This is a genomic window from Deltaproteobacteria bacterium (assembly GCA_016218975.1).
Taxonomy (GTDB): domain Bacteria; phylum Desulfobacterota; class Deferrimicrobia; order Deferrimicrobiales; family Deferrimicrobiaceae; genus JAENIX01.
Genome location: JACRCO010000009.1, coordinates 24,376 through 50,389 on the forward strand (window position 1 = coordinate 24,376; position 26,014 = coordinate 50,389).

At 62.5% G+C, this 26,014-nt stretch carries 17 protein-coding genes; 2 read left to right on the forward strand and 15 right to left on the reverse strand.

Translation table 11 applies throughout. The features are described from left to right. The 13 genes from sucC to HY896_01480 form a co-directional block, all read right to left on the reverse strand. Positions 1 to 1,167, reverse strand: a complete 1,167-nt coding sequence (sucC, locus tag HY896_01420; protein ID MBI5575002.1) for an ADP-forming succinate--CoA ligase subunit beta — start codon at positions 1,165 to 1,167, stop codon at positions 1 to 3. Between the two features lie 158 nt (positions 1,168 to 1,325). Beyond that, entirely contained in the window at positions 1,326 to 2,267 is a 942-nt protein-coding gene (gene mdh, locus HY896_01425; protein MBI5575003.1) for a malate dehydrogenase, read from the reverse strand. A 248-nt stretch (positions 2,268 to 2,515) separates the two neighbouring features. Further along, complete coding sequence (locus HY896_01430; GenBank protein MBI5575004.1) at positions 2,516 to 5,026, reverse strand: acetate--CoA ligase family protein; 2,511 nt, start codon at positions 5,024 to 5,026, stop codon at positions 2,516 to 2,518. An 8-nt stretch (positions 5,027 to 5,034) separates the two neighbouring features. Continuing rightward, positions 5,035 to 6,837 carry an aspartate--tRNA ligase gene (gene aspS / locus HY896_01435; GenBank protein ID MBI5575005.1) on the reverse strand — a complete coding sequence of 601 codons (1,803 nt, stop codon included), beginning with the start codon at positions 6,835 to 6,837 and terminating at the stop codon, positions 5,035 to 5,037. Beyond that, positions 6,834 to 8,099, reverse strand: a complete 1,266-nt coding sequence (locus HY896_01440) for a histidine--tRNA ligase (GenBank protein MBI5575006.1) — start codon at positions 8,097 to 8,099, stop codon at positions 6,834 to 6,836. Before HY896_01440 ends, aspS begins: the two co-directional genes overlap by 4 nt. Next, positions 8,096 to 9,400, reverse strand: a complete 1,305-nt coding sequence (locus HY896_01445; GenBank protein MBI5575007.1) for a GGDEF domain-containing protein — start codon at positions 9,398 to 9,400, stop codon at positions 8,096 to 8,098. The genes HY896_01440 and HY896_01445 overlap by 4 nt, the downstream gene beginning before the upstream one ends. Positions 9,401 to 9,533: 133 nt before the next feature. Then, entirely contained in the window at positions 9,534 to 11,906 is a 2,373-nt protein-coding gene (locus HY896_01450; GenBank protein MBI5575008.1) for a ComEC/Rec2 family competence protein, read from the reverse strand. A gap of 99 nt (positions 11,907 to 12,005) precedes the next feature. After that, positions 12,006 to 14,237: an NADP-dependent isocitrate dehydrogenase gene (locus HY896_01455; GenBank protein MBI5575009.1), complete on the reverse strand. Its 2,232-nt coding sequence runs from the start codon at positions 14,235 to 14,237 to the stop codon at positions 12,006 to 12,008. Between the two features lie 444 nt (positions 14,238 to 14,681). Then, the gene (uvrC, locus tag HY896_01460; protein MBI5575010.1) at positions 14,682 to 16,328 is read right to left on the reverse strand and encodes an excinuclease ABC subunit UvrC; all 1,647 of its coding nucleotides are present in this window, start codon (positions 16,326 to 16,328) and stop codon (positions 14,682 to 14,684) included. A gap of 6 nt (positions 16,329 to 16,334) precedes the next feature. After that, positions 16,335 to 18,326, reverse strand: coding sequence for an excinuclease ABC subunit UvrB (gene uvrB, locus HY896_01465; protein ID MBI5575011.1), 1,992 nt, complete (start codon positions 18,324 to 18,326; stop codon positions 16,335 to 16,337). A 157-nt stretch (positions 18,327 to 18,483) separates the two neighbouring features. After that, a complete protein-coding gene (locus tag HY896_01470; protein MBI5575012.1) occupies positions 18,484 to 19,986 on the reverse strand; it encodes a cysteine--tRNA ligase in 1,503 nt (500 codons plus the stop codon). Next, positions 19,987 to 21,177 (reverse strand): 2-C-methyl-D-erythritol 4-phosphate cytidylyltransferase, encoded by a 1,191-nt coding sequence (gene ispD, locus HY896_01475; protein ID MBI5575013.1) that lies wholly within the window; start codon positions 21,175 to 21,177, stop codon positions 19,987 to 19,989. A 58-nt stretch (positions 21,178 to 21,235) separates the two neighbouring features. Further along, complete coding sequence (locus tag HY896_01480; GenBank protein MBI5575014.1) at positions 21,236 to 21,724, reverse strand: CarD family transcriptional regulator; 489 nt, start codon at positions 21,722 to 21,724, stop codon at positions 21,236 to 21,238. A gap of 100 nt (positions 21,725 to 21,824) precedes the next feature. Here HY896_01480 and HY896_01485 point away from each other — a divergent pair, with 100 nt between their 5' ends. Both HY896_01485 and HY896_01490 read left to right on the forward strand, forming a co-directional pair. Beyond that, a complete protein-coding gene (locus HY896_01485) occupies positions 21,825 to 22,892 on the forward strand; it encodes a DUF362 domain-containing protein (protein ID MBI5575015.1) in 1,068 nt (355 codons plus the stop codon). Further along, entirely contained in the window at positions 22,889 to 23,695 is an 807-nt protein-coding gene (locus HY896_01490; GenBank protein ID MBI5575016.1) for a 2-hydroxyglutaryl-CoA dehydratase, read from the forward strand. The genes HY896_01485 and HY896_01490 overlap by 4 nt, the downstream gene beginning before the upstream one ends. A gap of 29 nt (positions 23,696 to 23,724) precedes the next feature. Here the strand turns inward: HY896_01490 and HY896_01495 are convergent, their stop codons facing one another. Next, positions 23,725 to 24,786, reverse strand: coding sequence for a response regulator (locus HY896_01495; GenBank protein ID MBI5575017.1), 1,062 nt, complete (start codon positions 24,784 to 24,786; stop codon positions 23,725 to 23,727). A 31-nt stretch (positions 24,787 to 24,817) separates the two neighbouring features. Further along, positions 24,818 to 25,996: an aminotransferase class V-fold PLP-dependent enzyme gene (locus HY896_01500; GenBank protein MBI5575018.1), complete on the reverse strand. Its 1,179-nt coding sequence runs from the start codon at positions 25,994 to 25,996 to the stop codon at positions 24,818 to 24,820. Positions 25,997 to 26,014 lie beyond the last annotated feature (18 nt).

Consider the following 26,014-nt stretch of genomic DNA (forward strand, 5'->3'; position numbering starts at 1 on the left):
TCACTTGGCCTGGCCGGCGGCGGCCACGACTTTGATCGCAGCGTCCTTCATGTCGGACGCGGAGATGATGTTGAGTTTCGACGCGGCGAGAATTTCCTTCCCCTTCTCGACGTTTGTCCCTTCGAGCCGGACGACGAGCGGCACCTTGAGGCCGAGCGTCTTGGCAGCCGCGACGACCCCTTCCGCGATTATGTCGCACCGCATGATCCCGCCGAAGATATTCACCAGGATCGCCTTGACCTTGGGATCGGAGAGGATCAGCCGGAAGGCGTTGGTGACCTGTTCGGCGTTCGCGCCGCCGCCCACATCAAGGAAGTTCGCGGGAGCGCCGCCCGACATCTTGATCATGTCCATGGTCGCCATCGCCAGGCCGGCGCCGTTGACCATGCAGCCGATGTTTCCGTCGAGACTGATGTAGGAGAGGTCGAACTTGGAGGCCTCCGTTTCCGTCGGGTCCTCCTCGTCGAAGTCCCGCATCGCCTGTATGTCCTTGTGGCGGAACAGGCCGTTGCTGTCGAAGTTCATCTTCGCGTCCAGGGCGATGATGTCGCCCCCCTCCGTGATCACCAGCGGGTTGATCTCCGCCAGCGAGCAGTCGGTGTCGGTGAACGCGTTGTAGAGCCCCATCATGAACTTCACCGTCTTGCCGGTCAGTTCGGACGGGATATTGAGGCCGAACGCGAGCTTCCGCGCCTGGTACGGCATGAGCCCCACCGCGGGATCGAAATGTTCTTTAAGGATCTTCTCCGGCGTCCGGGCGGCGACCGTTTCGATCTCCATGCCGCCCTCGGTGGACGCCATCATGACCACGCGGGACACTGCGCGGTCGATGACCATGCCGAGGTACAGTTCTTTCCGGATCGCGCTCGCCTGCTCGACGAGGACCCGCTTCACCTTCTTCCCCTGGGGCCCCGTCTGGTGGGTCACCAGGTTCATGCCGATGATCTGCTTCGCGTATTCCCTCGCTTCGTCGTGGGTCTTGGCGAGCTTGACGCCCCCGCCCTTGCCGCGTCCCCCGGCATGGATCTGGGCCTTCACCACGACCGGCGTTCCGAATTCCTTGGCGATGTCTTCCGCCTCGGCCGGGGTGTCCGCCACCTTGCCTCTGGGAACGGCCACACCGTACTTCGCCAGCACCGACTTGGCCTGATACTCGTGGATGTTCATATCCCTACCGTCCCTCCTGAAGAATGAAATTGGCGGATGATCTGCAACGCTGCGAACGACGCGGCAGGACCCAAATACGAATTATTATAACAGAATGGGCCTCCAGCAATCGGCGCGGGGCAGGCCCGGGCCGGCATCCGCCGTAATGAACCCTATCGTCAGAAGCCCAGCCGGTCGACCGCGTCGCAGAGTTCCTTGACCGCACCGGCCGACTGTTTCAGCGCCGCGGATTCCTCCGCGGATAGACTGAATTTCACGACCTCTTCCACGCCGCCCGCGCCCAACTTGGCGGGAAGGCCTACGAACAGGTCGTCGCATCCCTCGTATTTCCCTTGCGAGAGAACCGCGCAAGGAAGGATCATCTTCTTGTCCAGCATGATGGATTCGCACATCTGCACCGCGGCCGCGGACGGCGCGTAATACGCCGATCCGGTCTTAAGCAGCGCGACGATCTCCCCGCCCCCCTTTCGGGTCCGCTCCACGATCGCATCGAGCTTGGACCTTGGGATAAGGTCCTCCACGGGAATCCCGGCCACCGTGGTGTACTTGGTGGAAGGGACCATCGTGTCTCCGTGGCCGCCCAGGACGAATGCGGTGATATCCGTGACGGACACGCCGAGTTCCATCGCTATGAAGCAGCGGAACCGGGCGGAGTCCAGGATTCCGGCCATCCCCATAACCTTGTTCGCGGGAAGCTTGCTGTGCTTGCAGGCAACGTAGGTCATGGCGTCCAGAGGGTTGGACACCACGATGAGCATCGCTGCCGGAGATTTGGCGATGGCCTTGAGGGTAACGTCCTTCACGATCCCGGCGTTCACCTTGAGCAGGTCGTCCCGGCTCATCCCGGGCTTCCGGGGAAGACCCGAGGTGATGATGACGATGTCGGAATTGGCCGTTTCCTCGTACCCGTTGGTGCCCGTTACATTGCTGTCGAACCCGTAGACGGGGCCGGATTGCATGATGTCGAGGGCTTTCCCCTGGGGCATGCCCTCCACGATGTCGACCAGGACGACGTCGCAGAAATCCTTCTCGGCAAGTCGCTGCGCCGTGGTCGCCCCGACGTTTCCCGCTCCGACCACCGTTATTTTCTTCCGGCTCAACGGACCCCTCCCCCTATGCGATGCAGATGACGGCCCATCCGTTCGCTTCCTCCGGGTTCGCGGCGGACGTCCCGATGCCCTTGTTTGGGAGCGCGGCCATCTCGTCCTCCGCCGGCGGGTAAATTATGGGATGATTTCAGGCGGGATGGGGTGATCTCGCCCTAAACCGAGCATACAGTATACAAAGGTCCGCGGCATGTCAAGGAAAAACCGGGAATTGCGCCAATAGGCCGCGGCTGCGATCCGTCTTATCTTCGCCCCGTTCCGCCCTTGCGCAGGGCTTCCAGGATTCCCGGCACGTCGACGTTTTCCCTCACCAGGTCCACGCCCCGCCTGATTTTTTCCGCTTCCCGGATGCGAAGCCGCCCCAGGAGGTTTTCGAATTTCTCCACCGCGAAGAGCGTGTCTTCCTGGACGACCAGTATCGGCACCCCTTTTTCCCTTGCGCGAGCCAGTATCAGGTCGTTGGGCCGGACTCCGCCGGTCAGGACGAGGCAACGGGTGTCGGTCTCCAATGCCGCCAACTGGATGTCCGTCCTGTGGCCGCCTGTGATCACGGCTTTTCGGGGAACGCGCCGGAAGACGCGAAGCGCGCCGTCCATGTCCATAGCCCCCACGCAAAACCGCTCGATCAACGTTTCCATGCGGTCTTCCCCATATGCCGTTTCCGCGCCGAGGGCTTCCGCCAGCGCCTTTACGCTCACGCTTTCCAGCACCGGATCCGCCGGATTGATATCCAATTCCTGTATCTCGGGGAAGTCCATCGACAGGCGGGATATCCGCAGCAGCGCGTCGACGATTCCCCCCTCGTCCGCCGGCAAGCTCCCGCGGAAGGAGGACAACAGCGGGTAGGCGCGGATCTCGCGGACCATTTCCACGGCCTCGTCGCGGGACAGGGGGGCGAGCCGGAACGACACGTCCTTCAGCACTTCCACGTAAATCCCTCCGAGGCCGAACATGAGCAGGGGGCCGAACTGCGGGTCGCGGCTCATCCCGAGGATCAGTTCCCGCCCTCCGGACACCATCTCCTGCACGGAGACGCCGGAGATCCACGCCTCGGGAACCATCCTCCGAGCCGAGGAAGTGATCTCCACGAAAGCGTCCGCCACCGCTTCACGGTCCGTCAGGTTCAGCCGGACGCCCCCGACGTCCGTCTTGTGAAGGATGTCCGGGGAAACGATCTTCATGGCCACGGGGCGCCTCATCTCCTCGGACGCGCGCACGGCTTCCTCGCTCGTCTGCGCCAGGACATGCCTCGGGAACCAGAAACCGTAAGCCGAAAGGATCTCCCTGCTCTCTTCCTCGCCCAGGGTCTTCCTGCCTTTCGCAAGGGCTGCGTCTAGCGCGGTGCGCGCCTGCGCCGTGCGGATCCCGCCCGGCGCCGCTTCCGACTGCGGCGATCCTCCCCGGATTCTCACGTAGCGAAGCATCGCCTGGAACGAGCGGACGGCCCGCTCGGGAACCGGATACTGCGGGATTCCTCCTTCGGACAGGATCTTCCTGGCTTCCCGGACGGATGACTCGCCGAGAAAGGATGCGAACGCGGTCTTTCCCGAATCGGCCAGCGCACGGACGGCGGCCCGGGCGGTTCCTTCCGGCTCCGTCATCGCCTGCGGGGTCAGCAGCACCAGGACGGCGTCAAGCGAAGGATCGTTCCGGATCTCGGAGAGGGCGTCCCGGTACCGGTCGGCCTGCGCATCCCCGATGATGTCCACCGGGTTGCCGAGGCTTGCCGTGGCGGGCATCCTGGCCGCAAGCCGCGAGCGAAGCTCCGGCGAGACTTCGGCGAGCCGGATGCCGAGTTTCTCGGCGGTGTCGGCCGCAAGGATCCCGGGGCCTCCCGCGTTGGTCAGGATCAGCAGCCGGTCGCCTCGCGGCATGGGCTGCATGGCGAATCCGAGCGCAAGGTCGAACAGGTCCTCGACGGTCTCCGCGCGCAGAATCCCGCCCTGGCGAAACGCGGCGGAATAGGCGCGGTCCGAACCCGCAAGACTCCCCGTGTGCGATGATGCGGCCCGGGCGCCGGCGGCGGTCGATCCCGCCTTGACGAGGATTACCGGTTTTCTCGCCGTCACCTCGCGTGAAACGCGAAGGAACCGCATGCCGTCTTCGATGCTCTCGACGTAACCCAGGATGACGCGCGTATCCGGGTCGTTCGCGAGGTATTCCATGACGTCCGATTGCGAGATATCGGCCTGATTGCCGAGGCTGACGAACTTTGAAAACCCGACGTTCTCGCCGATGGCCCAGTCCAGTATGGCGGTGCACAGCGCGCCCGATTGCGAGAAGAACGAGATCGCGCCCGATGGGGGAGTCCCCGCGGAGAACGAAGCGTTCAGCCTGGCGTGGGTATTGATCAAGCCGAGACAGTTGGGGCCGAGCACCCGGACCGAAGCATTGCGCGCGACATCCCGAAGCTCGCGTTCCCTGCCCGCTCCCGCTCCGCCGACTTCCTTGAAGCCGGCGGAGATTACGATGGCGGCGCGCATCCCCTTCGCCGCCAGCAGGGGGATTCCATCGATTACAGCGTCCGGGGGAACGACGAATACTCCGAGATCGACCTTGCCGGGGATTTCCTTGATCGAAGGATAAACCGGCTTGCCTGAGATTTCCCCGCCGGAAGGATTGACGCCCAGGACCTCTCCCTGGAAACCGGCCTGGACGAGATTGGCGAACACCCCGTATCCGACCTTCTCGGGTTTCCGGGAGGCGCCGACGACGACGATCGATTCCGGGCGAAATAACGCGTCCAGGCTCATAGCCTGTCCTAATTCATTTTTTTCTCCGGCGTGGTCACCCGGATGTGCAGCTCGCGGAGCTGCTTGTTGTCCACGGGAGAGGGAGCGTCGGTCATGAGACAGGTCGCCTTCTGCGTCTTGGGGAAAGCGATCACGTCCCGCAGCGACTTCGCATCGGAAAGTATCATCGACAGCCGGTCCAGCCCGAAAGCGATCCCGCCGTGCGGCGGGGCCCCGAACTCGAGCGCTTCCAGCAGGAACCCGAACTTGACCATCGCCTCTTCCGGCCCGATGTTCAGCAGCCGGAACATCTTCGACTGGACGTCCTGGCGGTGGATACGGATGCTACCGCCGCCGATCTCGGAGCCGTTCAGCACCATGTCGTACGCCTTTGCGCGCGCCTTCCCGGGATCGGTATCGAGCAGGGGCAGATCCTCGTCGAGGGGCGCCGTGAACGGATGGTGCATCGCTCCCCAGCGCTTCTCCTCCTTGTCCCACTCCAGAAGAGGGAAATCGACCACCCACAGGAAATCGAACCGGGTTTTGTCGATCAGGCCCAGTTTCTCTCCCAGGTGGAGCCGCAGCCTTCCGAGGGAATCGCACGCGGTGAGATACTCGTCCGCGATCATCAGGATCAGGTCTCCCGGCTTCGCCCCGACGCGGGCGGCGAGGCTTTTGAGCTGCTCTTCCTTGTAGAATTTCGCAAGGGACGACGAAAGCCCCTGGGGCGTGACCTTCCACGTGGCCAGTCCGCGGGCGCCGCCGATCTTCGCCACTTCTTCCAGCGCCGCTATTTCGGAGCGGCTGGATTCCCCCAGCCCAGGCGCGACAAGAGCGCGGATCACTCCCCCCTTGGCCGCCGCTTCGGAGAACACGCGGAACTCGGTGTTCTTCATCAGGTCGGTGCAATCGAAGATTTCCAGGCCGAAACGGGTGTCCGGCTTGTCGACGCCGAAACGGTCCATCGCTTCCTTGTAGCTCAACCGGCGGAAGGGCCATGGAACGTCGATGCCGCGCACGTCCTTGAATGCCCTCGCCATCAGCCCTTCCATCATCGCGAAGATGTCCTCGCGGTCGATGAACGACATCTCCACGTCGATCTGCGTGAACTCCGGCTGGCGGTCGGCGCGGAGGTCCTCGTCCCTGAAACACTTCACGATCTGCGCGTACCGGTCGTACCCGGAGATCATGAGGATCTGCTTGAAGAGCTGCGGCGACTGCGGCAGCGCGAAGAACATGCCCGCGTTGACCCGCGAAGGCACCAGGTAATCCCTCGCGCCTTCCGGGGTGCTCTTCGTCAGCACGGGCGTTTCGATCTCCACGAAGCCATTCTCGTAAAAATATTCCCGGACGGACCGGGCGAGAGCGGCGCGGGACCGGAAAACGTTCTGGATCGCCGGGCGCCTCAGGTCGAGGTACCGGTATTTCAGGCGGACGTTCTCCGCGACGTCGGTGTCGTCCTCGAGAGCGAACGGGATCGGCTTCGACTCGTTCAGGACGGCGAGATCCGATACCGCAACCTCGACTTCGCCTGTCGGCAGGTTCGGGTTCTCCGTTCCCTGGGGCCGTTTCCGCACCGTTCCGCGGACTGACAGCACGTATTCCACCCTCAGCGCATCGGCCTTAGCATGCGACTCCGGCGAATCGCCCGGGTTGAAAACCGCCTGGACGAGCCCTTCCCGGTCGCGCAGGTCGACGAACACGAGCCCGCCGTGGTCCCTCCGGCGATGCACCCATCCGCAAAGTACGACTTCCTTCCCGACGTGCTCAAGGCGAACCTGGCCGCAATAAAGGGTCCGTTTATGTTTCGGAAGAAACGCGTCCACCGTCATACCTCCTTATTTTCAAGGCTCATGAGCCTCCTCAGCGCTTCGTTCCTGGACACTTCCTCTTGCCGGGCGGCTGCCATGTCACGGAACATGACGGCCCCGCGGGAATCCTCCGCCTCGCCGAAGACGACGACCGCCTTCGCCCCCGATTTGTCGGCCCGCCGGAACTGCGACTTGACGCTGCGTCCCTCGTAATCCATATCCGCCCGAACGCCCTTCGAGATCAGGTCCATCTTCCACCTGAACGCCTCGTCGAGAAAACGCCTGTGGGACGTCACCAGGAACACGTCCGCCGACGGCTGCGCGGCGGCGCCTTCCCCAAGGAGCATCAGGAGCCTCTCCACACCGATGGCGAACCCTATGGCGGGGATCCGCTCCTTTCCTCCCAGCATCTCGGCGAGCCCGTCGTACCTGCCCCCGGCGGCAACAGTGTTCTGCGCCCCCATCCCGGGTATGACGAATTCGAAGGTGGTCCTTCGATAGTAATCCAGGCCTCTCACCATCCGCGGGTTCCGCGAGAAGGGGACCCCGCTCGCCTCAAGCCCTGCTTCCACGGCCTCGAAGTGCCTCCGGCAGTCGTCGCACAGGAATTCGAGGATCGACGGGGCGTCTTTCGTGGCCTCCATGCACCGCTCGGACTTGCAGTCCAGCACACGCAACGGGTTCTGCCCTCGCCTGCGGCGGCAGTCGTCGCAGAAGCGGTCCTCGCGCGAGGCGAGGAATTCGGACAGCTTGCGATGATACTCCGGCCGGCATGCGGGATCACCCAGGGAATTGATTTCCAGGGAAACGCCGGCAAGCCCGGCCAGCTTAAGGAAGCCAGAGAGAAACACAAGGATTTCGACATCCGCATACGGCGATTCGGTGCCGAAGAGCTCGGCCCCGAGCTGGTGGAACTGGCGAAGGCGCCCCTTCTGCGGGCGTTCGTGCCGGAACATCGGCCCGGCATACGACAAGCGTACCGGCCACTCGCCCAACTCCGACCGGTTCATCAGAAGCGAGCGCACCACCGGGGCCGTCCCTTCCGGCCTCATCGTCAGGCTCTCCCCGGAGCGGTCGGCGAACGTGTACATCTCTTTTTCGACGATATCCGTCGTCTCTCCCACCGCGCGGGAGAACAGCTCGGTCTTTTCGAGTATGGGGGTACGGATCTCCCGGAAGCCGAATCGCGCAGCGTGCGCAAGGAACGCGGACTCGAGGGCGGACCACCTTGCCGATTCGGGGGGCAGAACGTCCTTCATCCCCCGCACGGAGGGAACGGTCATGGCACGTTTTGCGGAGTGGCGAGATAGACCACGTTGCGCGTGGAGTCTTTTCCCCTGTACATAGCCTGGTCGGCCATGCTGAGGAGGTGCTGCTTGGTTGAAGCGTGCTCCGGGAAAGCCGCGATCCCGATGGATATCGTAAGACGGAGGGAAAGACCGAAATCCTGCCCGAACGATTTTCCTTCGATCATCCTGCGCATGCGTTCCGCGACCAGGAGCGCATCGTCCGCGTTCGTTTCCACAAGAAGGACGACGAACTCGTCTCCGCCGTAGCGCACGACGGTGTCCGTTTCGCGGACGCAGGAACGGAGAACCCCTCCGACCTCCACGAGGACCCGGCTGCCGACGAGGTGGCCATAGGCGTCGTTCACGCGCTTGAAGAAATCGACGTCCATGAAGAGCACCGAAAAGAAGTTCCGATACCGCTCGGACCTCTTCAGCTCCCGGTCCAGAACGACGTTCAGGTACCTGCTGTTGTACAGCTTCGTGAGATCGTCAATGTAGATCAGGTTTTGCGTCTGCGCGCTTCGCTCGGCGTTCAGCAGCGAGAACCGCGCCTGCCGATAGAAGAAATTCAGGAACGGGCTGTCGAGTACGCCGACGCCCGGGACGCCCCGCATGGTAAGCACAACGTACATCTGCGAGCCCGGCGACAGGTCGAAACGAAGCGTAAAGAACGTTCGGTTTTCACCGAGCAGGGCTTCGTCCTCCGGCCGGACCGCACCCAGCTCATCCACGGTGACGATCGCCGGAACGGGCTTGCTTTTCCTGACCAGCGCACCGCCGAATCGAAGCAGGAACACACCCGCAAGCGAATCGTCCGGAAATCCTGCGGCCGCGATGACGGAATAGCCCGATCCTCTCCCCTCCTGCTCGCGGAACAGGATCCCGAAGGAGCTGCCCAACGATTCCTTGAACATCTCCACCACCGTCAGCGAAAGAAGATCCATGTCGGTGGTGGTGATGACGGGAAAGCAGTAGTCGAACAATTCATCGAGGGAGGTTTTCCGCAGCAGGCCGTATCCCTGGAAGAGGTATTTCTCGAGGGTGGACGTCAGCTCGCTGCCCAGGTCCTCCTCGAACAGGATCTCCGAGGCGCCTCCCCGAAGCGCGCCCAGCACGGAGGGGCCGCCTTTCTTGGGCAGGACCAGCACAAGTGGGGTTTTCGGCGCAAGCGATATGATGCTGCGGACGAATTCCTCAGCGCTCTGCCTTTTCGAAAATTTCCGGGCGACGATGACCGAGAAGTTTTCCTTCGCCAGGACGGAAACGCCCTTTTCCCAGTCGGACAGCTCCTTCATGGGGATGTCGGCGAAGGAAGATTGCCTGATTTTCAGTGCGATGGCCCCCGGGTCGGGGGAGATGATCAATATGCGTTGCTTCGCCATGGGTGCAGTCGGGTCGAATAACCGCCTGGATTTACCTTCCCTATGATCAGGGGAGGCGCCATAACAGCTTCCAAATCGATGAACCGCCTTCTCTCCCGCAGTATATCCTATCCCCGTTCGACCTCACGGTAAAAGCCCCGTTTTCCAAGAGAAAAGACTCAGCCGAGTGTACCGGATTTTCTCCCGCGAAACAATTTCTATTTTGGCTTATAACTACGGCCGGTTTGGCCGCGCCGACCCATTCGAGCGGTTTCGCGCCGGCGGAACCATGATGCGGAAGGAACAAAAACCGTTTGCCTTCTTCAGGGGTTTCCGCACTGCCCCACGCGGCGGGCCCGGTCTCAACGTCTCCCGGCAACCATACGGAAAGTTTCCCGTGGCGGACCTCCAACTGAAGGCTCTGCTCGTTGGGAGAACGCCGGTTTCCGTCTCCTGCTCCCCTGACGAAAACATCCGCTCCTCCCGCGGAAAAAACATCTCCTCCGCGTTTCCTGCGCACGAGGTGTTCCCTTTGCGCCACCGCCTCCCCGAATGCGGACGGGGACGGCCCCTCGGGGATCCATATTTCTCCGACCGCGAACCCTTCCAGGATCGCTTTCGCACCCCCGTAATGGTCTTCATGGGGATGGGTAAGGACCAGCACATCGACCTTCCGGATCCCCCTGCTTCTTAAAAACGGGGCCACGATTTTCCCCCCCGCATCTCCCTGCGCCGATCCGCCGCAGTCGATCACCATGTGCTTCCCTCCCGGAAAGGAAACGACATGGGCGGCTCCCTTGCCCACGTTCAATGCCGTAAAGGACAACCGGTTGTCGGGAAGAGCGGCATATGGAAGGTGGATCCACGCAAGGAAAAGCACCGCGCCCGCGAGCGCCGCCGGCCACGGAGACTTCCCTGACCGGCGGAGACGGATCGTCCCCCAGGCGGCCGCCGCAAAGCAGCAGAACGGCGCGATCGTGCCGGACGGCGGCAGCGGCAGATACCCCCATCCATCCCCGGAAGCGCGGGCCAGCAGCGAAAGCGCCGCTGTGAGCCCCTGCGCCACGAACCGGACGGGAGGACCGAGGAAGTCGATCGAGAAGGCCCCGCCCACGGCGGCGAGGAAAGCGCCGGCCACTCCCGCTGTTCCCAAAACAGGGCCGAACAGAAGGTTCCACAGGACTGCTCCGGCGGGAAAGGCGCCGAAGAAAGCGGAGCTGACCGGCAGCGTACCGAGGAACGCCACCGTGGAAGCGAGGACGGCGCCCTTCCCCCAGCGCAGAAACCGATGTTCGACACCCCCGGAGCCGGTTTCCGGTTTTTTCCCGGCGAAGGCGGCGATCAGGAAGAACGTCGCTCCGTAGGAAAGCAGGAATGACGGAGAAAAGATCAGGAAAGGCGAAGCGATAACCGTAACGAAACACAGGATCGTCCAGCAGAGGTCCGACCTTCGGAGGCCGATCGTGTTCCAAAGGGCGACGGCAAGAGTGATCATCCCCGCCGATCGAACCGCGGGGACGGGAGCGCCTGCCATCAGGACATAAGCCCAACAGACGGGAACGGAAACGAGCGAGGCGGCGCGATTGAGGTCCGGTGTCCCGTGCCTTCTGCGAAATATCCATAGCACGCACCTCGCGAGAAAGGAATGCACGGTGAAGAAGATCGCCACGTTGACGCCGGAAATGGCCAACAGGTGCGCAAGCCCGGTTTTACGGAGCAGCGCCACCATGGGATGCGAAAAGGAAGGGACCTCGCCGGTCGTGAGGGATCGAAGATAAAGCGCGCCGTCGGACCGCCCCGCATGCCCGTCCATCCAGAGCGACGTCCTTTCCCGGGCACGCCGGAATACATCGAGTACCCCTCTTCCGTCCGGACGATCCAGGAACACCGCGCGCGAAGCGTCGGTGGAAAAAACGTACTGGACGCCCATCGCCATTGCGCCCCATTCGCGGGGGATCTCCTCGGGGTTGCCCCGGCTTTGAACCGGGTGGAGACGCCCCGTGGCACGAATTTCGGCCGGCAAGCGGACAGTACCGTCCGATGTCCGGACGTACAGAAGCGCTTTCCCCAATTCCATGGATGCGGAGCCGTCGATGGAAGCGACCCTTGCATGTTCCGCCACGCCCTTCCAGCCAGTGTCCATGGGGGCCGATTCCTCCACGACCCCTTGCAGGACCACCTCATCGCCGAGGAAACGACGCGCCGCATCGGGATCGGCGAGCGGTATCCTCCCGCCCGCAAGTACGCCGCAAAGGACCATGACCGCCAGCGCGGTGTGATACGGCGGCAGTCGAAATGTAAGGCAAAGAAGGGATAGGAGCAGCGCTCCCGCTGCCGCGCCCGGCCAAGCCACGCCCGCGCCGAGCGCAACGAACACCCCCGCCAGGTAGACGGGAAGCAGGAGAAGGAATGCGCCGTGCCCCTTGAACGGATAGTCCATTCACCGCAGATGTGCAACCTGCGTTCCGCTTGCGTTGATGTGACAGGAATGGATGGACGGACGGCCGCGTGTGTGCGGCCGCCCGTCCGGGAGAGTTACTTACGCGATCGAGTCGATGATCGCGTTAAAGGTCGCGCTGGGACGCATCGCGATCGACGCCTTCTTGTCATCGGGATCGTAGTATCCGCCGATGTCCATCGGTTTCCTTTGGGCTCCGATCAGCTCCTCGTTGATCTTCGCCTCGTTTTCCTCCAGCTGCTGCGCCGCCTTCGCGAAGCGGGCCGCCAGCTCCTTGTCCTTCGTCTGCGCCGCCAGCGCCTGCGCCCAGTACATGGCAAGGTAGAAATGGCTTCCCCGGTTGTCGATCTGGCCGACCTTGCGGGCGGGCGACTTGTTGTTGTCCAGGAACTTTCCGACAGCCTGGTCGAGCGTCTCGGCGAGGATCTGCACCTTCTCGTTTTTGGACGTCCCGGCGATGTGCTCCAGCGAGGCCACGAATGCGGTGAACTCGCCGAGGGAGTCCCAGCGCAGGTAGCCTTCCTTAAGGAACTGCTGGACGTGCTTGGGAGCCGAGCCGCCGGCTCCCGTCTCGAAGAGCCCGCCGCCTGCAAGCAGGGGGACGATCGAAAGCATCCTGGCGCTGGTGCCGATCTCGAGGATGGGAAACAGGTCGGTAAGATAATCGCGGAGGGCGTTGCCCGTGACCGAGATCGTGTCCTTCCCTTCCCGGATCCGCCTCAGCGAGAACTTCATCGCTTCCACCGGGGGCATGATGTGGATCTCCAGCCCCTTCGTGTCGTGATCCTTTATGTACTTCTCGACCTTCGCGATTACCTGCGCGTCGTGCGCCCTGTTCTTGTCCAGCCAGAAGACGGCAGGTGCGTTCATCGCCTTCGCCCGCGTCACGGCAAGCTTCACCCAGTCCCGTATCGGGAGGTCCTTCGCCTGGCATGCACGGAAGACGTCCCCTTCCTCGACCTTCTGTTCGAGCAGCGTCGCCCCCGAAGCGTCGACGATGCGGATCTTGCCCTTGCCGGGCGCCAGGAACGTCTTGTCGTGGGAACCGTATTCCTCGGCCTGCTGCGCCATGAGGCCGACGTTGGGAACGCTCCCGATCGTCGCGGGATCCAACGCACCGTTCTTCTTGCAGTCCTCGATGATGGTCTTGTAGGTGGTCGCGTAGCAGCGGTCGGGGATCATCGCCTTGGTCTCGTACTGTTTCCCGTCCGGTCCCCACATCTTCCCCGCCTCGCGGACGACGACGGGCATCGACGCGTCGACGATGATGTCGTTCGGAGCGTGCAGGTTCGTGATCCCCTTGTCCGAGTCGACCATCGCGAGCGCGGGGCGGATCTTGTAGACCGCCTGGATGTCCGCCTCGATCTCCGCCTTCTTGTCCGCCGGCAGGCTCTCGATCTTCTTGTAAAGGTCGCCCAGGCCCATGTTCGGGTTTACGCCCGCTGTTTTAAGGGCAGCCGCGTGCTTCTCGAATACGGACTTGAAAAACACGCTGACGGCGTGTCCGAAAAGCACGGGGTCCGAAACCTTCATCATGGTGGCCTTGAGGTGCAGCGAAAGTAGAACGCCCTGCTTCTTCGCGTCCTCGATCTGCTCTTCGAAGAAATTCCGCAGCGCGCGTACGTCCATGTGCGTCGAGTCGAGGATCTCGCCCTCGAGCAGCTTCAGGTTTTCCTTGAGGACCGTCACCTTGCCGTCTTCGCCAACGAACTCGAACCGCACGGCAGTCGGCTGCTTGATCGTGACGGAGGTCTCGTTGCCGTAGAAGTCACCTCCGGCCATGTGCGTCACATGCGCCCTGGAGTCAGGCGGCCACGGATAGTTCCTGGGCGGGTGCTTTTTCATGAACGCCTTGACGGAAAGCGGCGAGCGTCGGTCCGAGTTCCCCTGGCGAAGCACCGGGTTCACTGCGCTTCCCAGGACCTTGGCGTACCGCGCATGGAGCGCCTTCTCTTCGTCGGTCTTCGGGTCTTCCGGATAATCGGGGACGATGTAGCCGTGCTCCTGCAGTTCCTTGATCGCCGCCTTCAACTGCGGGATCGATGCGCTTATGTTCGGAAGCTTGATGATATTGGCCTCCGGTGACAGCACCAGTTCGCCCATCTTCGCCAGGTAGTCGGGAATTCTCTGTTTCTCGGTCAGCTTTTCCGGGAATGCCGCCTTGATTCTTCCCGCGAGGGAGATGTCCCACGGTTCGACGGAGACGCCTGTTCCCTTCGTGAACGCCTGGATGACCGGGAGCAGGGAGTACGTCGCCAGCGCGGGCCCCTCATCGATTTTTGTCCAAATGATCTTCGCCGTCTTTGCTGTCACGGTCATAATCTCTCCTTTGATTTTATTGGAGGACGGTATAACAAAAGACATCTCTTGGACACTGGGAAGGAAGGGATCTTCCCCCCGGGCAATTCATTCCGGCCGACATAAGCCCGCAATCCGCGCCGGGCTTGAACATGTATTCTGTATACAAAACCCTTTGAGCTGTCAAACAAAAAAACCCGTCCCCGGACCGCGTTACGCTTTGGTGCCCGTCTCACGGGCTACGCACGCCTCACGGAGTGCCCATTGCGGGGGACGCCTTGTCCGGCCGTCCATGGCCGGGCTGCGGCTCCACGCTCCTCGCTCACGCCATCCCTGGCTTCCGCGTCGTCGCGTAGGCCCCCGCAATGTGCACTCCGTATCGGCGGCTCGCCCGCGAAATAATCCTCGACGCAATCTATTGGAGTTCTTGGGAACGTTCCGGTTCTTGGGTCCCGTCTCTCAGGAAAAGGTTTTCCGGGTGCGGCGGGCGCGGTGGAAGGAAAGGGCAAACCGGTGGGCCTCGTCGCGTACGCGCATCAGGAGGAGGAGCGCGGGGTCGTTGGGCGCCAGGAACAGCGGGTTCACCCTCCCCGGCAGGAAGATCCTCTCCCGGAATTCGGTCTCCCCTCCGCGCACCCGTTCCTTGGCAAGGGCGATCACGGGGATTGAGCCGGCCCCCGCCTCCTTCATCGCCGCCATGGCCTTGGAGAGCTGCCCCCTTCCCCCGTCGATGAGAACCAGGTCCGGCATCCCGCCGAAATCCTCGTCATGCCCGAACCGGCGGCGGACCACCTGCTCGATCATCGCAAAGTCGTCCTGACCGTCGATTCCGCGCACCGCGAATTTCCGGTACCATTTCTTCGCGGCCTTCCCTCCGACGAACGTCGCCATCGAACCCACAGGTTCGGTTCCGGACAGGTTCGAGATATCGAATCCCTCGATCCGCGCGGGCGCCCTCGGCAGGCGGCAAATGGACGCGAGCCGGGACGACACCTCCTCGTAGGCCGCCTCCTTCTCTTTCCGCATCCTGTGGAACTCCGCGGCGTTTTTCGAGGCAAGGGCCACGAGGCGCTCCCGTTCGCCCGCCCGAGGGGCCTTGACCCGCACTGCCCTCCCCGCGCGGTCGGACAGGAGCGAGGCGAGCGGGGCGGCGTCCGGCATCTCCATCGGCAGAAGGATTTCTTCCGGAAAGAACGCCCCCTCCGCGAAATGCTGGACCAGAAACGAGGAGAGGGCTTCGGCGTGATCCCCTTCAACGCGGAAGTGGTAGTTATGCGCGTCGGAAAGCCGCCCGGCCCGGACGTGAAGCACCGCTACCGCCGCTTCCGTCTCCTCAAGGAACCAACCGACTGCGTCCACGTCTCCGGGGACCGAACGGATTACGCGCTGCCGGACGAGCGTACGCTCCACCGTCGCTATCCGGTCCCTCAGTTTGGCGGCATCCTCGAAACGCATCTCCTTCGCAAGCCGCGCCATTGCCTCTTTCCATCCCCTTGCCAGCTCCCTGTAATCCCCTTTAAGGAAACGGACGGCGTTGTCCACGTACGGCAGGTAATCCTCACGGGTGATTTTCCCCACGCATGCCCCGCCGCACCGGCCCATCTGGTAGTTGAGGCACGCCCTTCGCCGCGAGGCGAACTTTTTCCGGGAACAGGAGCACAGGGAGAAAAGCCGGTAGAGAATGCGCAGCGTCTCGCGGATCCCCCGCGCGGAAGAGTACGGCCCGAAGTAGGAGGCGCCGTCCCTGGCAACGCGCCGTACCAGCTCGGGGCGGGGATACTCCTCGCCCCGGTCGATCCGCAGCAGCAGGTACTCCTTGTCGTCCCTTAAAAAAACGTTGAAATGGGGCCGGTGCTCCTTGATGAGGGTGTTTTCGAGAAGAAGCGCCTCCTTTTCCGTGGCGGTCACGATGCAGCGGACGTCCGCCACGCGGGGCAGCAGGTGCGGGATCTGCGGGCGGCCGTCGCCCCCCGGTGCGGTATAGTTATGGAGCCGCGCCCTCAGGCTCTTCGCCTTCCCCACATACAGGATTTTTCCCCGCACATCCGACATCAGGTAGACGCCGGGCTCGCGAGGAAAGGTCTTCCAGTCGGACAGGGTCGCCATTCCCGGTTACCTTGCGGACAGTTCTATCTTTTCGAGCGCCAACAGACGGTCGCGAATCTCCGCCGCGCGCTCGAAATCCAGTTTCTTCGCCGCCCGGTCCATTTCCTTTCGCAGCTTGCGGAGCATCTTCGACAACTCTTCGGGAGAGGAGAAATCCCACCCTTCCTGCGCGGCCACGGTGACGTAATCCGCATCGCAGATCTGCCCGATGGGGGCGGCGATGTTCTTCTTCACCGTCTCGGGCGTGATTCCGTTGCGCTCGTTGTAAATCCGCTGCTTTTCGCGGCGGCGTTCGGTCTCCGAGATCGCCTCCCGCATCGAATCGGTGAGCTTGTCGGCGTACAGGATCACCTTTCCGGATACATTGCGGGCGGCGCGTCCGAACGTCTGGATGAGGGAGCGGGCCGATCGGAGGAATCCTTCCTTGTCGGCATCGAGAATGGCCACGAGCGACACTTCCGGAAGATCCAGCCCCTCCCGCAGCAGATTGATTCCGATCAGGACGTCGAACTGCCCCAGGCGCAGATTACGGATGATGTTCACACGCTCCACCGTGTCGATGTCGGAGTGCAGGTACTGAACGCGGACCCCCTGCTCCTCGTAGTGCTCCGTGAGGTCCTCCGCCATGCGCTTGGTCAAGGTCGTGACCAGCACGCGCTCCCCCGCCTCGGCTCGTGCGCGGATCTCGGCAAGGAGGTCGTCCACCTGCCTGCTCGCGGGCCGCACTTCCACCTCCGGGTCGACGAGCCCCGTCGGCCGGATGATCTGCTCGGCGACCGCCTGCCTGCCCTCCCGCAGCTCGTATGTCCCCGGTGTCGCGGAAACGTAAATGGTCTGCCCCACGCTCCCGCAGAACTCCTCGAACCGTAGCGGCCGGTTGTCGAGGGCCGACGGCAGCCGGAACCCGAAATCGACCAGCGTCTCCTTCCGGGAGCGGTCGCCGTTGTACATCCCGTTGAGCTGCGGGACGGTTATGTGCGACTCGTCGATGAAGGTAAGGTAGCCCTGCGGAAAGTAGGAAAGGAGCGTGTGCGGCGGCTGTCCGGGCTTTCGCCCGTCGAGGTGGCGGGAGTAGTTCTCGATCCCGCTGCAGAAGCCCATCTGTTGGATCATCTCGAGATCGTAGGTGGTCCGCTGCTTGAGGCGCTCCGCCTCCAGGATCTTCCCCTGCGCCGACAGGGCCGCCAGCCGCTCCGCCAGCTCGGCCTCGATGCCCTTGACGGCTCGCTCCAGGTGGTCCTCGGGCGTCACGTAATGGCTCGCGGGAAAGATGACGGTTTCCCGTACGTCGTAGAGGCGAGTTCCGCGAAGCGGGTCCGTGTATCGGATTCGCGATATCGCGTCCTCGTCGAACTCTATCCTTAATACCCGGTCCTCCTCGTATGCGGGAAAAAGTTCCACGGCATCGCCGCGCACGCGGAAGGTCCCGCGGTGGAAATCGATGTCGTTCCGTTCGTACTGTATGTCCACCAACCGGCGGAGCAGCGCGTTCCGTGGGAACTCCGCGCCTTCGGTGACACGCACGGTCATCCGGTTGTAAAACTCGGGAGAGCCCAGCCCGTAAATGCAGGAAACGGATGCGACCACCACTACGTCGGTCCGCGTCATCACGGAGCGGGTCGCGCTGTGCCGCATCTTGTCGATCTGCTCGTTGATCGCCGAGTCTTTTTCGATGTACGTGTCCGTCTGCGGGATGTACGCCTCGGGCTGGTAGTAGTCGTAATAGGAGACGAAATATTCGACGGCGTTCTCCGGGAACAACTCCTTGAACTCCGCGAAGAGCTGGGCGGCGAGCGTCTTGTTGGGGGCTATGACGAGGGCGGGGCGGTTCGTTTCGGCGATGACGTTCGCCACCGTGTACGTCTTGCCGGAGCCGGTCACGCCGAGCAGAACCTGCCGCAGCGTTCCGCCGGCAAGACCTTCGACAAGCGATCGGATCGCTTCCGGCTGGTCCCCCGAGGGAGGGAAAGGCGATTTCAGGCGGAACCGGTTCTCCAACGCGATGACCCCCTCATCCGATTATACGGTGAGGCGCCGGGAGACTTGCCAAAGTCCCGGCCGGAAAACGTTATGCGCCGTTCGAATGGAAGTAACGCTCGTTAATCTACTTGGAGTTACTCGATCCCGGGATTCGTCCGTGCGGTTTATGGCGCCCCTAAGACTTGTATTTCCAGGTGGTTCCGCTTTTGGAGTCCTCGAGGAGGACACCGAGGGCATCGAGTTCCTTCCTGATCCGGTCGGCTTCGGCGAAGTCCTTGCGGGCGCGGGCGGCCTTCCGTTCCTCGATCCGGCGGAGGATCTCCGCCTCCTCCAACATGGCCGTTGCGCCCGACGCGTCGGCAATTTCAACAGCATCTGCGATGCTTCTGCGGATCACTCTGCCCTCCCCGCGGAAGTACTCGCCGGACGGCATCCGCAGCAAACCCAATACGCCGAACAGCGGATCGAGGATGGCATATCCTCCGAGGAACTTCGACGCTTTCTCCGGTTCGGCGGTGGGGTCTTCCGGGGCCAGCCGATTGAGCGCGCGCACGGCGTCGAAAAGGCGCCCCAGCGCCGCGGCCGTGTTGAAATCGTCGTCCATCGCCTCTGCGAACTGCGCGGGCGCTTCCCGAAGCGCGGCAATGTCATCCCCTTCCGGTACCGAACCGGCCCGCGCCCCCGCATCGGAGCACTTTTCGGCCTTCTCCTTCACGCGATAAAGACGGTCGAGACCCGCCTTCGCCTCCGAAAGGCTCTTGTCGGAATAGTCGATCGGGCTACGGTAGTGGCTCGACGCGAAGAAGAACCGGAGCACGTCGGGGTTCACCTTCTCCAGCACTTCACGCAGCGTGAAGAAATTCCCGAGCGACTTGCTCATCTTCTCGTTGTCGATGTTCACGAACCCGTTGTGGATCCAGTACCGGGCGAACGGTTCGCCGGTCAGCCCCTCCGACTGGGCGATCTCGTTCTCGTGGTGGGGGAAGACGAGGTCTTTCCCGCCGCCGTGGATGTCGAGCGTCGTCCCCAGGTGTTTCATCGCCATCGCCGAGCACTCGATATGCCATCCGGGGCGTCCCGGCCCCCAGGGGCTGTTCCAGGCGGGCTCCCCGGGCTTCGACGACTTCCACAACGCGAAGTCGAGCGGGTCCTGCTTCCGCTCGTCCACGTCCACACGCGCGCCGGACAATAGATCGTCTGTATTCTTCCCCGACAGTTTTCCGTAACCGGCGAAACCCTTGACGGAATAGTAGACGTCCCCGGCGACCGCATACGCCTTCCCCGCTGCCACCAGCCTGCTTACAAGGTCCACGATCTCCGGGATGTGCTCCGTCGCGCGCGGCTCCACGTCCGGGCGCAGCAGCCCCATCCGGTCGAAGTCGCGGTAGAACTCGGCTATAAATCTCTTCGCGATCTCCTCGCTTGTTACCCCTTCACGGTTCGCCCGCTTGATGATCTTGTCGTCGATGTCGGTGAAGTTCCGCGCGAAGGTGACCCCGTATCCGCGGAACCGCAGGTAGCGCACGATGATGTCGAACACGACGTTGGCGCGCGCGTGCCCGATGTGGCATAGGTCGTAAACCGTAACACCGCAGACGTACATCTTCACATTTCCCGGCGTAAGAGGCTCGAACGGCTCCTTCCGGTTTCCCATCGTGTTGAAGACGGTCAGCGCCATTTACCCGATAGTCCCTTCGGATGTTTGTTGCGGCGCGGTTCCCTGAAGGAGCGCCACCGCCCACGCCGAAATACCTTCCTTCCTTCCTTCGAAACCCATACCCTCCGTGGTCTTGCCCTTAAGACTTATCCTTTCGCCGGAAACGGAAAGCATCCCGGCGATGGATTCCCGCAGCGCTGATGCGATCGGAGCGATCTTCGGTTCCTCGCAGACCACGACCGCGTCGAGCCCCACGAGCGAAAAGCCGAGTTCGTCCATCCTTCCGCGCGCATGTTCCAGGATGGTGCGGCTGGATATCCCTTTCGTCTCATCCCTGCCGGGCGGAAAGTGGTGGCCGATGTCCCGGTCGCCCAGGGCGCCGTAAATCGCGTCTGCGATCGCGTGCAGCAGGACGTCCCCGTCCGAGTGGCCCAGGAGCCCCCTGGGATATTCGACGCGGATTCCACCCAGCCACAGTTCGCGCCCCTCCACGAGCCGATGAGCGTCCCCTCCGAGCCCGATGCGGAAATCCGGCGATTCTCCGAGCAGTCCCCTCGCCATCCGGAGATCCTCGGGGACTGTGATCTTGATATTCCCTTCCTCCCCGGGAATCGGCGTCACCTGGTACCCTGCCGCTTCCACGATCGAAGCATCGTCGGTCGCCTTGCGGCCGCAAGCCTTCGCTTTTTCGAATGCATTCCGCAGAATATCGGCCCGGAACGCCTGCGGGGTCTGGGCGCGGAAGAGGAGCGACCGGTCCACGGTGGCGAGGGTTTTTCCTCCCAGGTCCCACATCTTGACCGTGTCGCGCAGAGGGACGACCGGAACGACCGCGCCGTGCTCCCTGGCGCGGGTTACGCAAAGTTCCAGCAATTCCCGGGAGGCGAAAGGGCGGACCGCGTCGTGGACGAGTATTATTTCGGTCTCGGGCGGTACGGCGGCAAGGGCGTTTTCGACCGAATCCTGCCGCTCCTCACCGCCGTCGATAACTTGGAGAACTTTCGGGCGTGCGCGATACGACTCCTTCACCTCTTCGGACTGCGAATGAGGTAGGGCCAGGACGATCCCATCAATGAGAGGCGACGCCGCAATGGCCGAAATAGCAAGGTCCAGTATCGGGCGCCCACCGATGCGGAGAAACTGCTTCGGCGCATCACCGCCCATCCGCTTCCCCGCCCCGCCGGCGACGATAATGGCTACGACTTCAGCCATCGCGCCCCCGGAGAGCAGGCAACCGGTGAATCCTCATGCGCCAAAGTTTGTTTCGGGCCTACAGGTTCAGGAAGCGGCGCAAGTCCGCCTCCACGGCTTCCTCCGTCGTGGCCTTGGCGAGGGAAATTTCCTTGACGAGGAGGGATCGGGCCGTGTCCAGCATCTTCCGCTCCCCGAACGAGAGGGCTTTTTCCCCCTTGAGGAGCAGCAGGTTGCGAAGGACCTCGGCGATTTCGAACGGGGAGCCGGATTTCAGCTTGTCCATGTACTGGCGGTAGCGCCGGTTCCAGGGCTTGGGCTCGACGTCGATCTCCCGGTCTTTCAATATCTTGTAGACCGAGGTGACCGCACGGGCGTCCATGATGCGGCGCAGGCCCACCTGGTCCGTGTTGTTCACCGGGACCAAGATGGTGATGCCGGTGTCCAGAATGCGCAGAACGAAAAAGGATTCTTTCGTTCCCCCGGAAATCGACTTCGTCTCTATGGATTGGATGACACCGACGCCGTGGGCCGGATAAACGGCCATATCCCCCACCTTGAAACTCATAGGACGCAGCCCTCCGAGGAGTATCGGGAAGTGTCGTGATGCATCATTGAATAATGTATTATAATGCCCGATTGCCGATCCGTCAATGCGGGGGTTCTGCATGCAGTCGACAGTATGGTTCACGGACCTCTCCACGAAGCCGGGCAGGAACCTTCTCGACAAGACGGGGGAGTTGCTGCGCGCAGCCGGTCTTGCCGAACGAATCGCGCCCGGTGACTTGACGGCGGTCAAACTCCATTTCGGCGAAAAGGGAAACACCGCGTTTCTGCGGCCGATTTTTGTGCGCAAGGCTGTCGAGGAAATCGCCGCGACCGGAGCGAAGCCATTCCTTACCGATACGAACACTCTTTATCTTGGGGGAAGGAGCAACGCTGTAGATCACTTGAGGACCGCTATCGCGAACGGCTTCGCTTACTCCGTCGCCGATGCGCCGATCGTCATCGCCGACGGCCTGCGGGGGGAAAGCGCCATAAAGGTTCCCATCGAGGGGGGCATGCTTCGCGAGGTATCCATCGGGACGGAAATCGTGAACGCGGACTCCATGGTCACGCTGACGCATTTCAAGGGACACGAACTCTGCGGCTTCGGCGGAGCGATCAAAAACCTGGGTATGGGCTGCGCCTCCAGGTCGGGCAAGCTCGTCCAGCACTCAACCGTCGCTCCTTTCGTCGATCCCTCGGGTTGCTCAGCATGCGGCACATGCGTGGCGCATTGCCCGTCCGGGGCCGTCACTGTCGTCTCGGAAAAAGCCCTCATCGATCCTAAAGAGTGCATCGGATGCGCGGACTGCATCGTCGTCTGTCCGGAGCACACCGTTAAGATCGACTGGGACGAGGCGGCGCCTTTGGTGCAGAAGAAAACCGTGGAACACGCCCTGGGAGCCATGCGGGGTAAAAGGGACTCCTCCCTGTTCCTTTCGTTCATAACCCAGATCTCCCCGTTCTGCGACTGCTACGGCAACAGCGACCGGCCGATCGCCCCGGATGTGGGAATCCTGGCCTCCGCCGACCCGGTCGCCATCGACCAGGCGTGCGCGGACCTCGTGCTGAAGACGGCCGGCAGGGACCCCTTCCGGGAAACCCATCCGTTGATCGACTGGACGGTCCAGCTTTCCTACGGAGAAGAGTTGGGGCTCGGCTGCCGGAAGTACGTGTTAAGGACGCTGTGAAATCGGGAAAAACTCTTTTCGGGGGGATCGATGTAGGATCCCTCTCCACCGACGTCGTCCTCCTCGACGGAAAAGGGAAGGTAGCGGGCCAATCCATCATCGCCACGGGCGCCTCTACGCGCAAAGCTGTCGAGGAATCGCTTACCCGCGCGCTTGCAGCTGCCGGGGGAACACGGAAGAACATCGCCTTCCTCGTATCGACGGGCTACGGCCGGGATTCGGTCGAGGGCGCAGACACGGCGGTCACCGAAATAACATGCCATGCGCGCGGCGCCCGGCGCCTCTTCCCCAAAGCGGCCACGGTGCTGGACATCGGCGGGCAGGACAGCAAGGTCATCCGCATCGCACCCGATGGAAAGGTGGCCGACTTCGCGATGAACGACAAGTGCGCCGCGGGCACAGGCAGGTTCCTGGAAGTTATGGCGCGCACGCTGGAGATGGACCTGGAAGAGATGGGCGCCCGGTCGCTCAAATCCCGCAAGGCGCTGTCCGTAAGTTCCATGTGCACGGTGTTCGCGGAGTCGGAGGTGATCTCGCTCATCGCGTCCGGCGCCGCCCCGGAGGACATCGCGTGGGGAGTTCACCTTGCCATTGCGGACCGGATCGCCGCGCTCGCCGAACGGGTCGGTTGCGTTTCACCCGCCGTCATGACGGGAGGCGTCGCGAAAAATCCCGCTGCCAGAAAAGCGCTCGAAGCAAGGTTCGGCTTGAAGTTGCTCGTTCCCCGGGAACCTCAACTTGCAGGCGCGCTCGGCGCCGCCCTTATCGCACGGGAAAGCAACCGGCCTGTGCAGGTTCGCTGACGCTCCCTGCAGGGAGCGGGGAAATCCATTTACAACCCCGGGTTTTCCTCGAAGATCGCGCGGAATTTGTCAGCGCAGCGAATGAAGGCCTGGCGGAGCTTAGGGTCGATGTGCTCGGGCCGAATGACGGGTCCGTTGCCGGAGACGAGGTGTACGGCGTTTTCGTGATTGAAGGAAGGCTTGTACGGCCGCTTGCTCCGCAAGGCGTCGTACATGTCGACGAGGTTGACGATACGGCCTTCGATCGGGATTTCCTCCCCTTTCAGTCCCTGCGGATACCCGCTGCCGTCCCAATGTTCGTGGTGTGTCAGTGCGATAATCTCGGCCATCTTGAGGTAGGGGCTGCTCGACCCGCGCAATATCCGCGCACCGATCGTGGTGTGCGTCTTGATGACCTCGAATTCCTCTTTCGTCAGCTCCCCTTTTTTGAGGAGGATCGAATCGGAGATGCCGACCTTTCCTATGTCGTGCATCGGGCTGGCGTTTGCGATGATCTCCGCCGCCTCGTCGTTGAATCCGAGCTCCCTGGCGACCACCTCGGAATAGATGCCGATCCGCTTTACATGATTGTACGTGTCTACGTCCCGGTACTCGGAGGCCAGCGTCAGCCGCTGGGCGGTATCGAGGACCGCCGCCTTTAATTGCCTTGTCCTCTCCTCGATCCGCGATTCGAGGATCCTGCTGTGCTCCTCGAGGAAATCCTGGTACTTCTTGACTTTCAGTATGTTTTCCACGCGCACGAGAAGCTCGGTGAAATCCACCGGTTTCCCGAGGAAGTCGGCGGCGCCCGCCTGGAGCGCCTTGATCTTCGAATCCCTGTCCGCGTACGCAGTGAACACGACCACGGGTATCCGTGCGGTGGAAGGATCGTTTTTCAGCAAGGCGCATGTCTCCACGCCGTCGATGCCGGGCATCTGGAGGTCGAGAATCACGAGATCCGGCCGCAGTTCCTTCGCCTTCTTGACGCCTTCCTCTCCGTTGAAAGTTCCCGTGAACCGGAACCCCTTCTCCTTGAGATAAACTCCCACCGCGTCGACGACCCGCGGATCGTCGTCGACCATCAGGATCTTTTCGCGGGGCTCTGTACTCATGTCCCTGCGGCGCCTCCCTGGGTCCGCGCCGTCACGCGCGGGCCGTTTCCTCCCGGATCATCTCGAAAAACCGCGAGATCTCCTCGGGTGTGTTGTAGAAGTGCGGCGAAACCCTGATTCCTCCCGCTCTCGGCGAGCACACGGCGTTCCTGGCGTGCAGCGATTTCCAGAGGGCTTGCGGGTCTGCACCCGGAATTCTGAAGGTAACGATGCCGGATCGTTCCTCCGGATTCCGCGGGGAGAGGATCTCGTATCCGAGCCGAAGGGCGTTTTCGATTGTCCCGTCCGTCAGCCTGCGGACCCGCTCCCATATCCTGTCGGTGCCGACGGAGAGCAGCAGGTCGAGCGACGCATTGAACGCCGCGATCCCTACCGTGTTGAAGCTGCCCGGCTCGAAACGGCGCGCATCCATCGCGAGGCGGAAATCGTAGTTCTCGAAATCGAACCGGTTCTGCACGGAATGCCATCCCAGCACGACCGGCTCCACCATCTCCATCACTTCCTTCGAGATATAGAACCCCCCGACTCCCTCCGGCGCAAGCAACCACTTGTGCCCGTCGGCGGAAAGGGAGTCGATCCCGTAGGACCGGACGTCGATCGGCAGGACGCCCAGGCTCTGGATCGCATCCACGCAAAAGAAGATCCCCTTCTTCTGGCAGAACTCCCCGATGGAAGGAAGGTCGTTCCGGTAGCCGTTGGCGAACTCGACGGACGATATGGAGATCAGCCTCGTCTTGCCGTCGCATGCGGCGAAAAGGTCCTCCTTGCGGATACGCCCTTCCCGGGCGGCGACCATCCGCACCTCCACGTTCCGCGAGCGCAGGCGGAGCCACGGGTAGACGTTCGAGGGGAATTCGACGTTCGCGATGACCAGGTTGTCCCCTTCCTTCCAGGGGAACCCGGCCGCGATGAAGGAAAGGCCTTCCGAAGTGTTCTTGATGAAGGCGATCTCTTCCGGAGACGCGCCGATCAGCCGTGCGAAACGGCTGCGGGTCTCCTCCGCGATATCCTGCCACTGCCGTAGGCGGAACGCACCCTCGTCGCGAAACCGGAAGAGAATTCGCGCGCCCGCTTCCGCGGTGCGCGCAGGTATGGGAGAAACCCCTGCGTGATTCAGGTAAATGAACTTCTCCGTCACCGGAAACTCGGCCTTCCGGATGGGAGCGACATCGATCGGCAACGGACCCCCCCTTTGGCGGCGATACCCCATGGCCTCCTCTTTAAACGA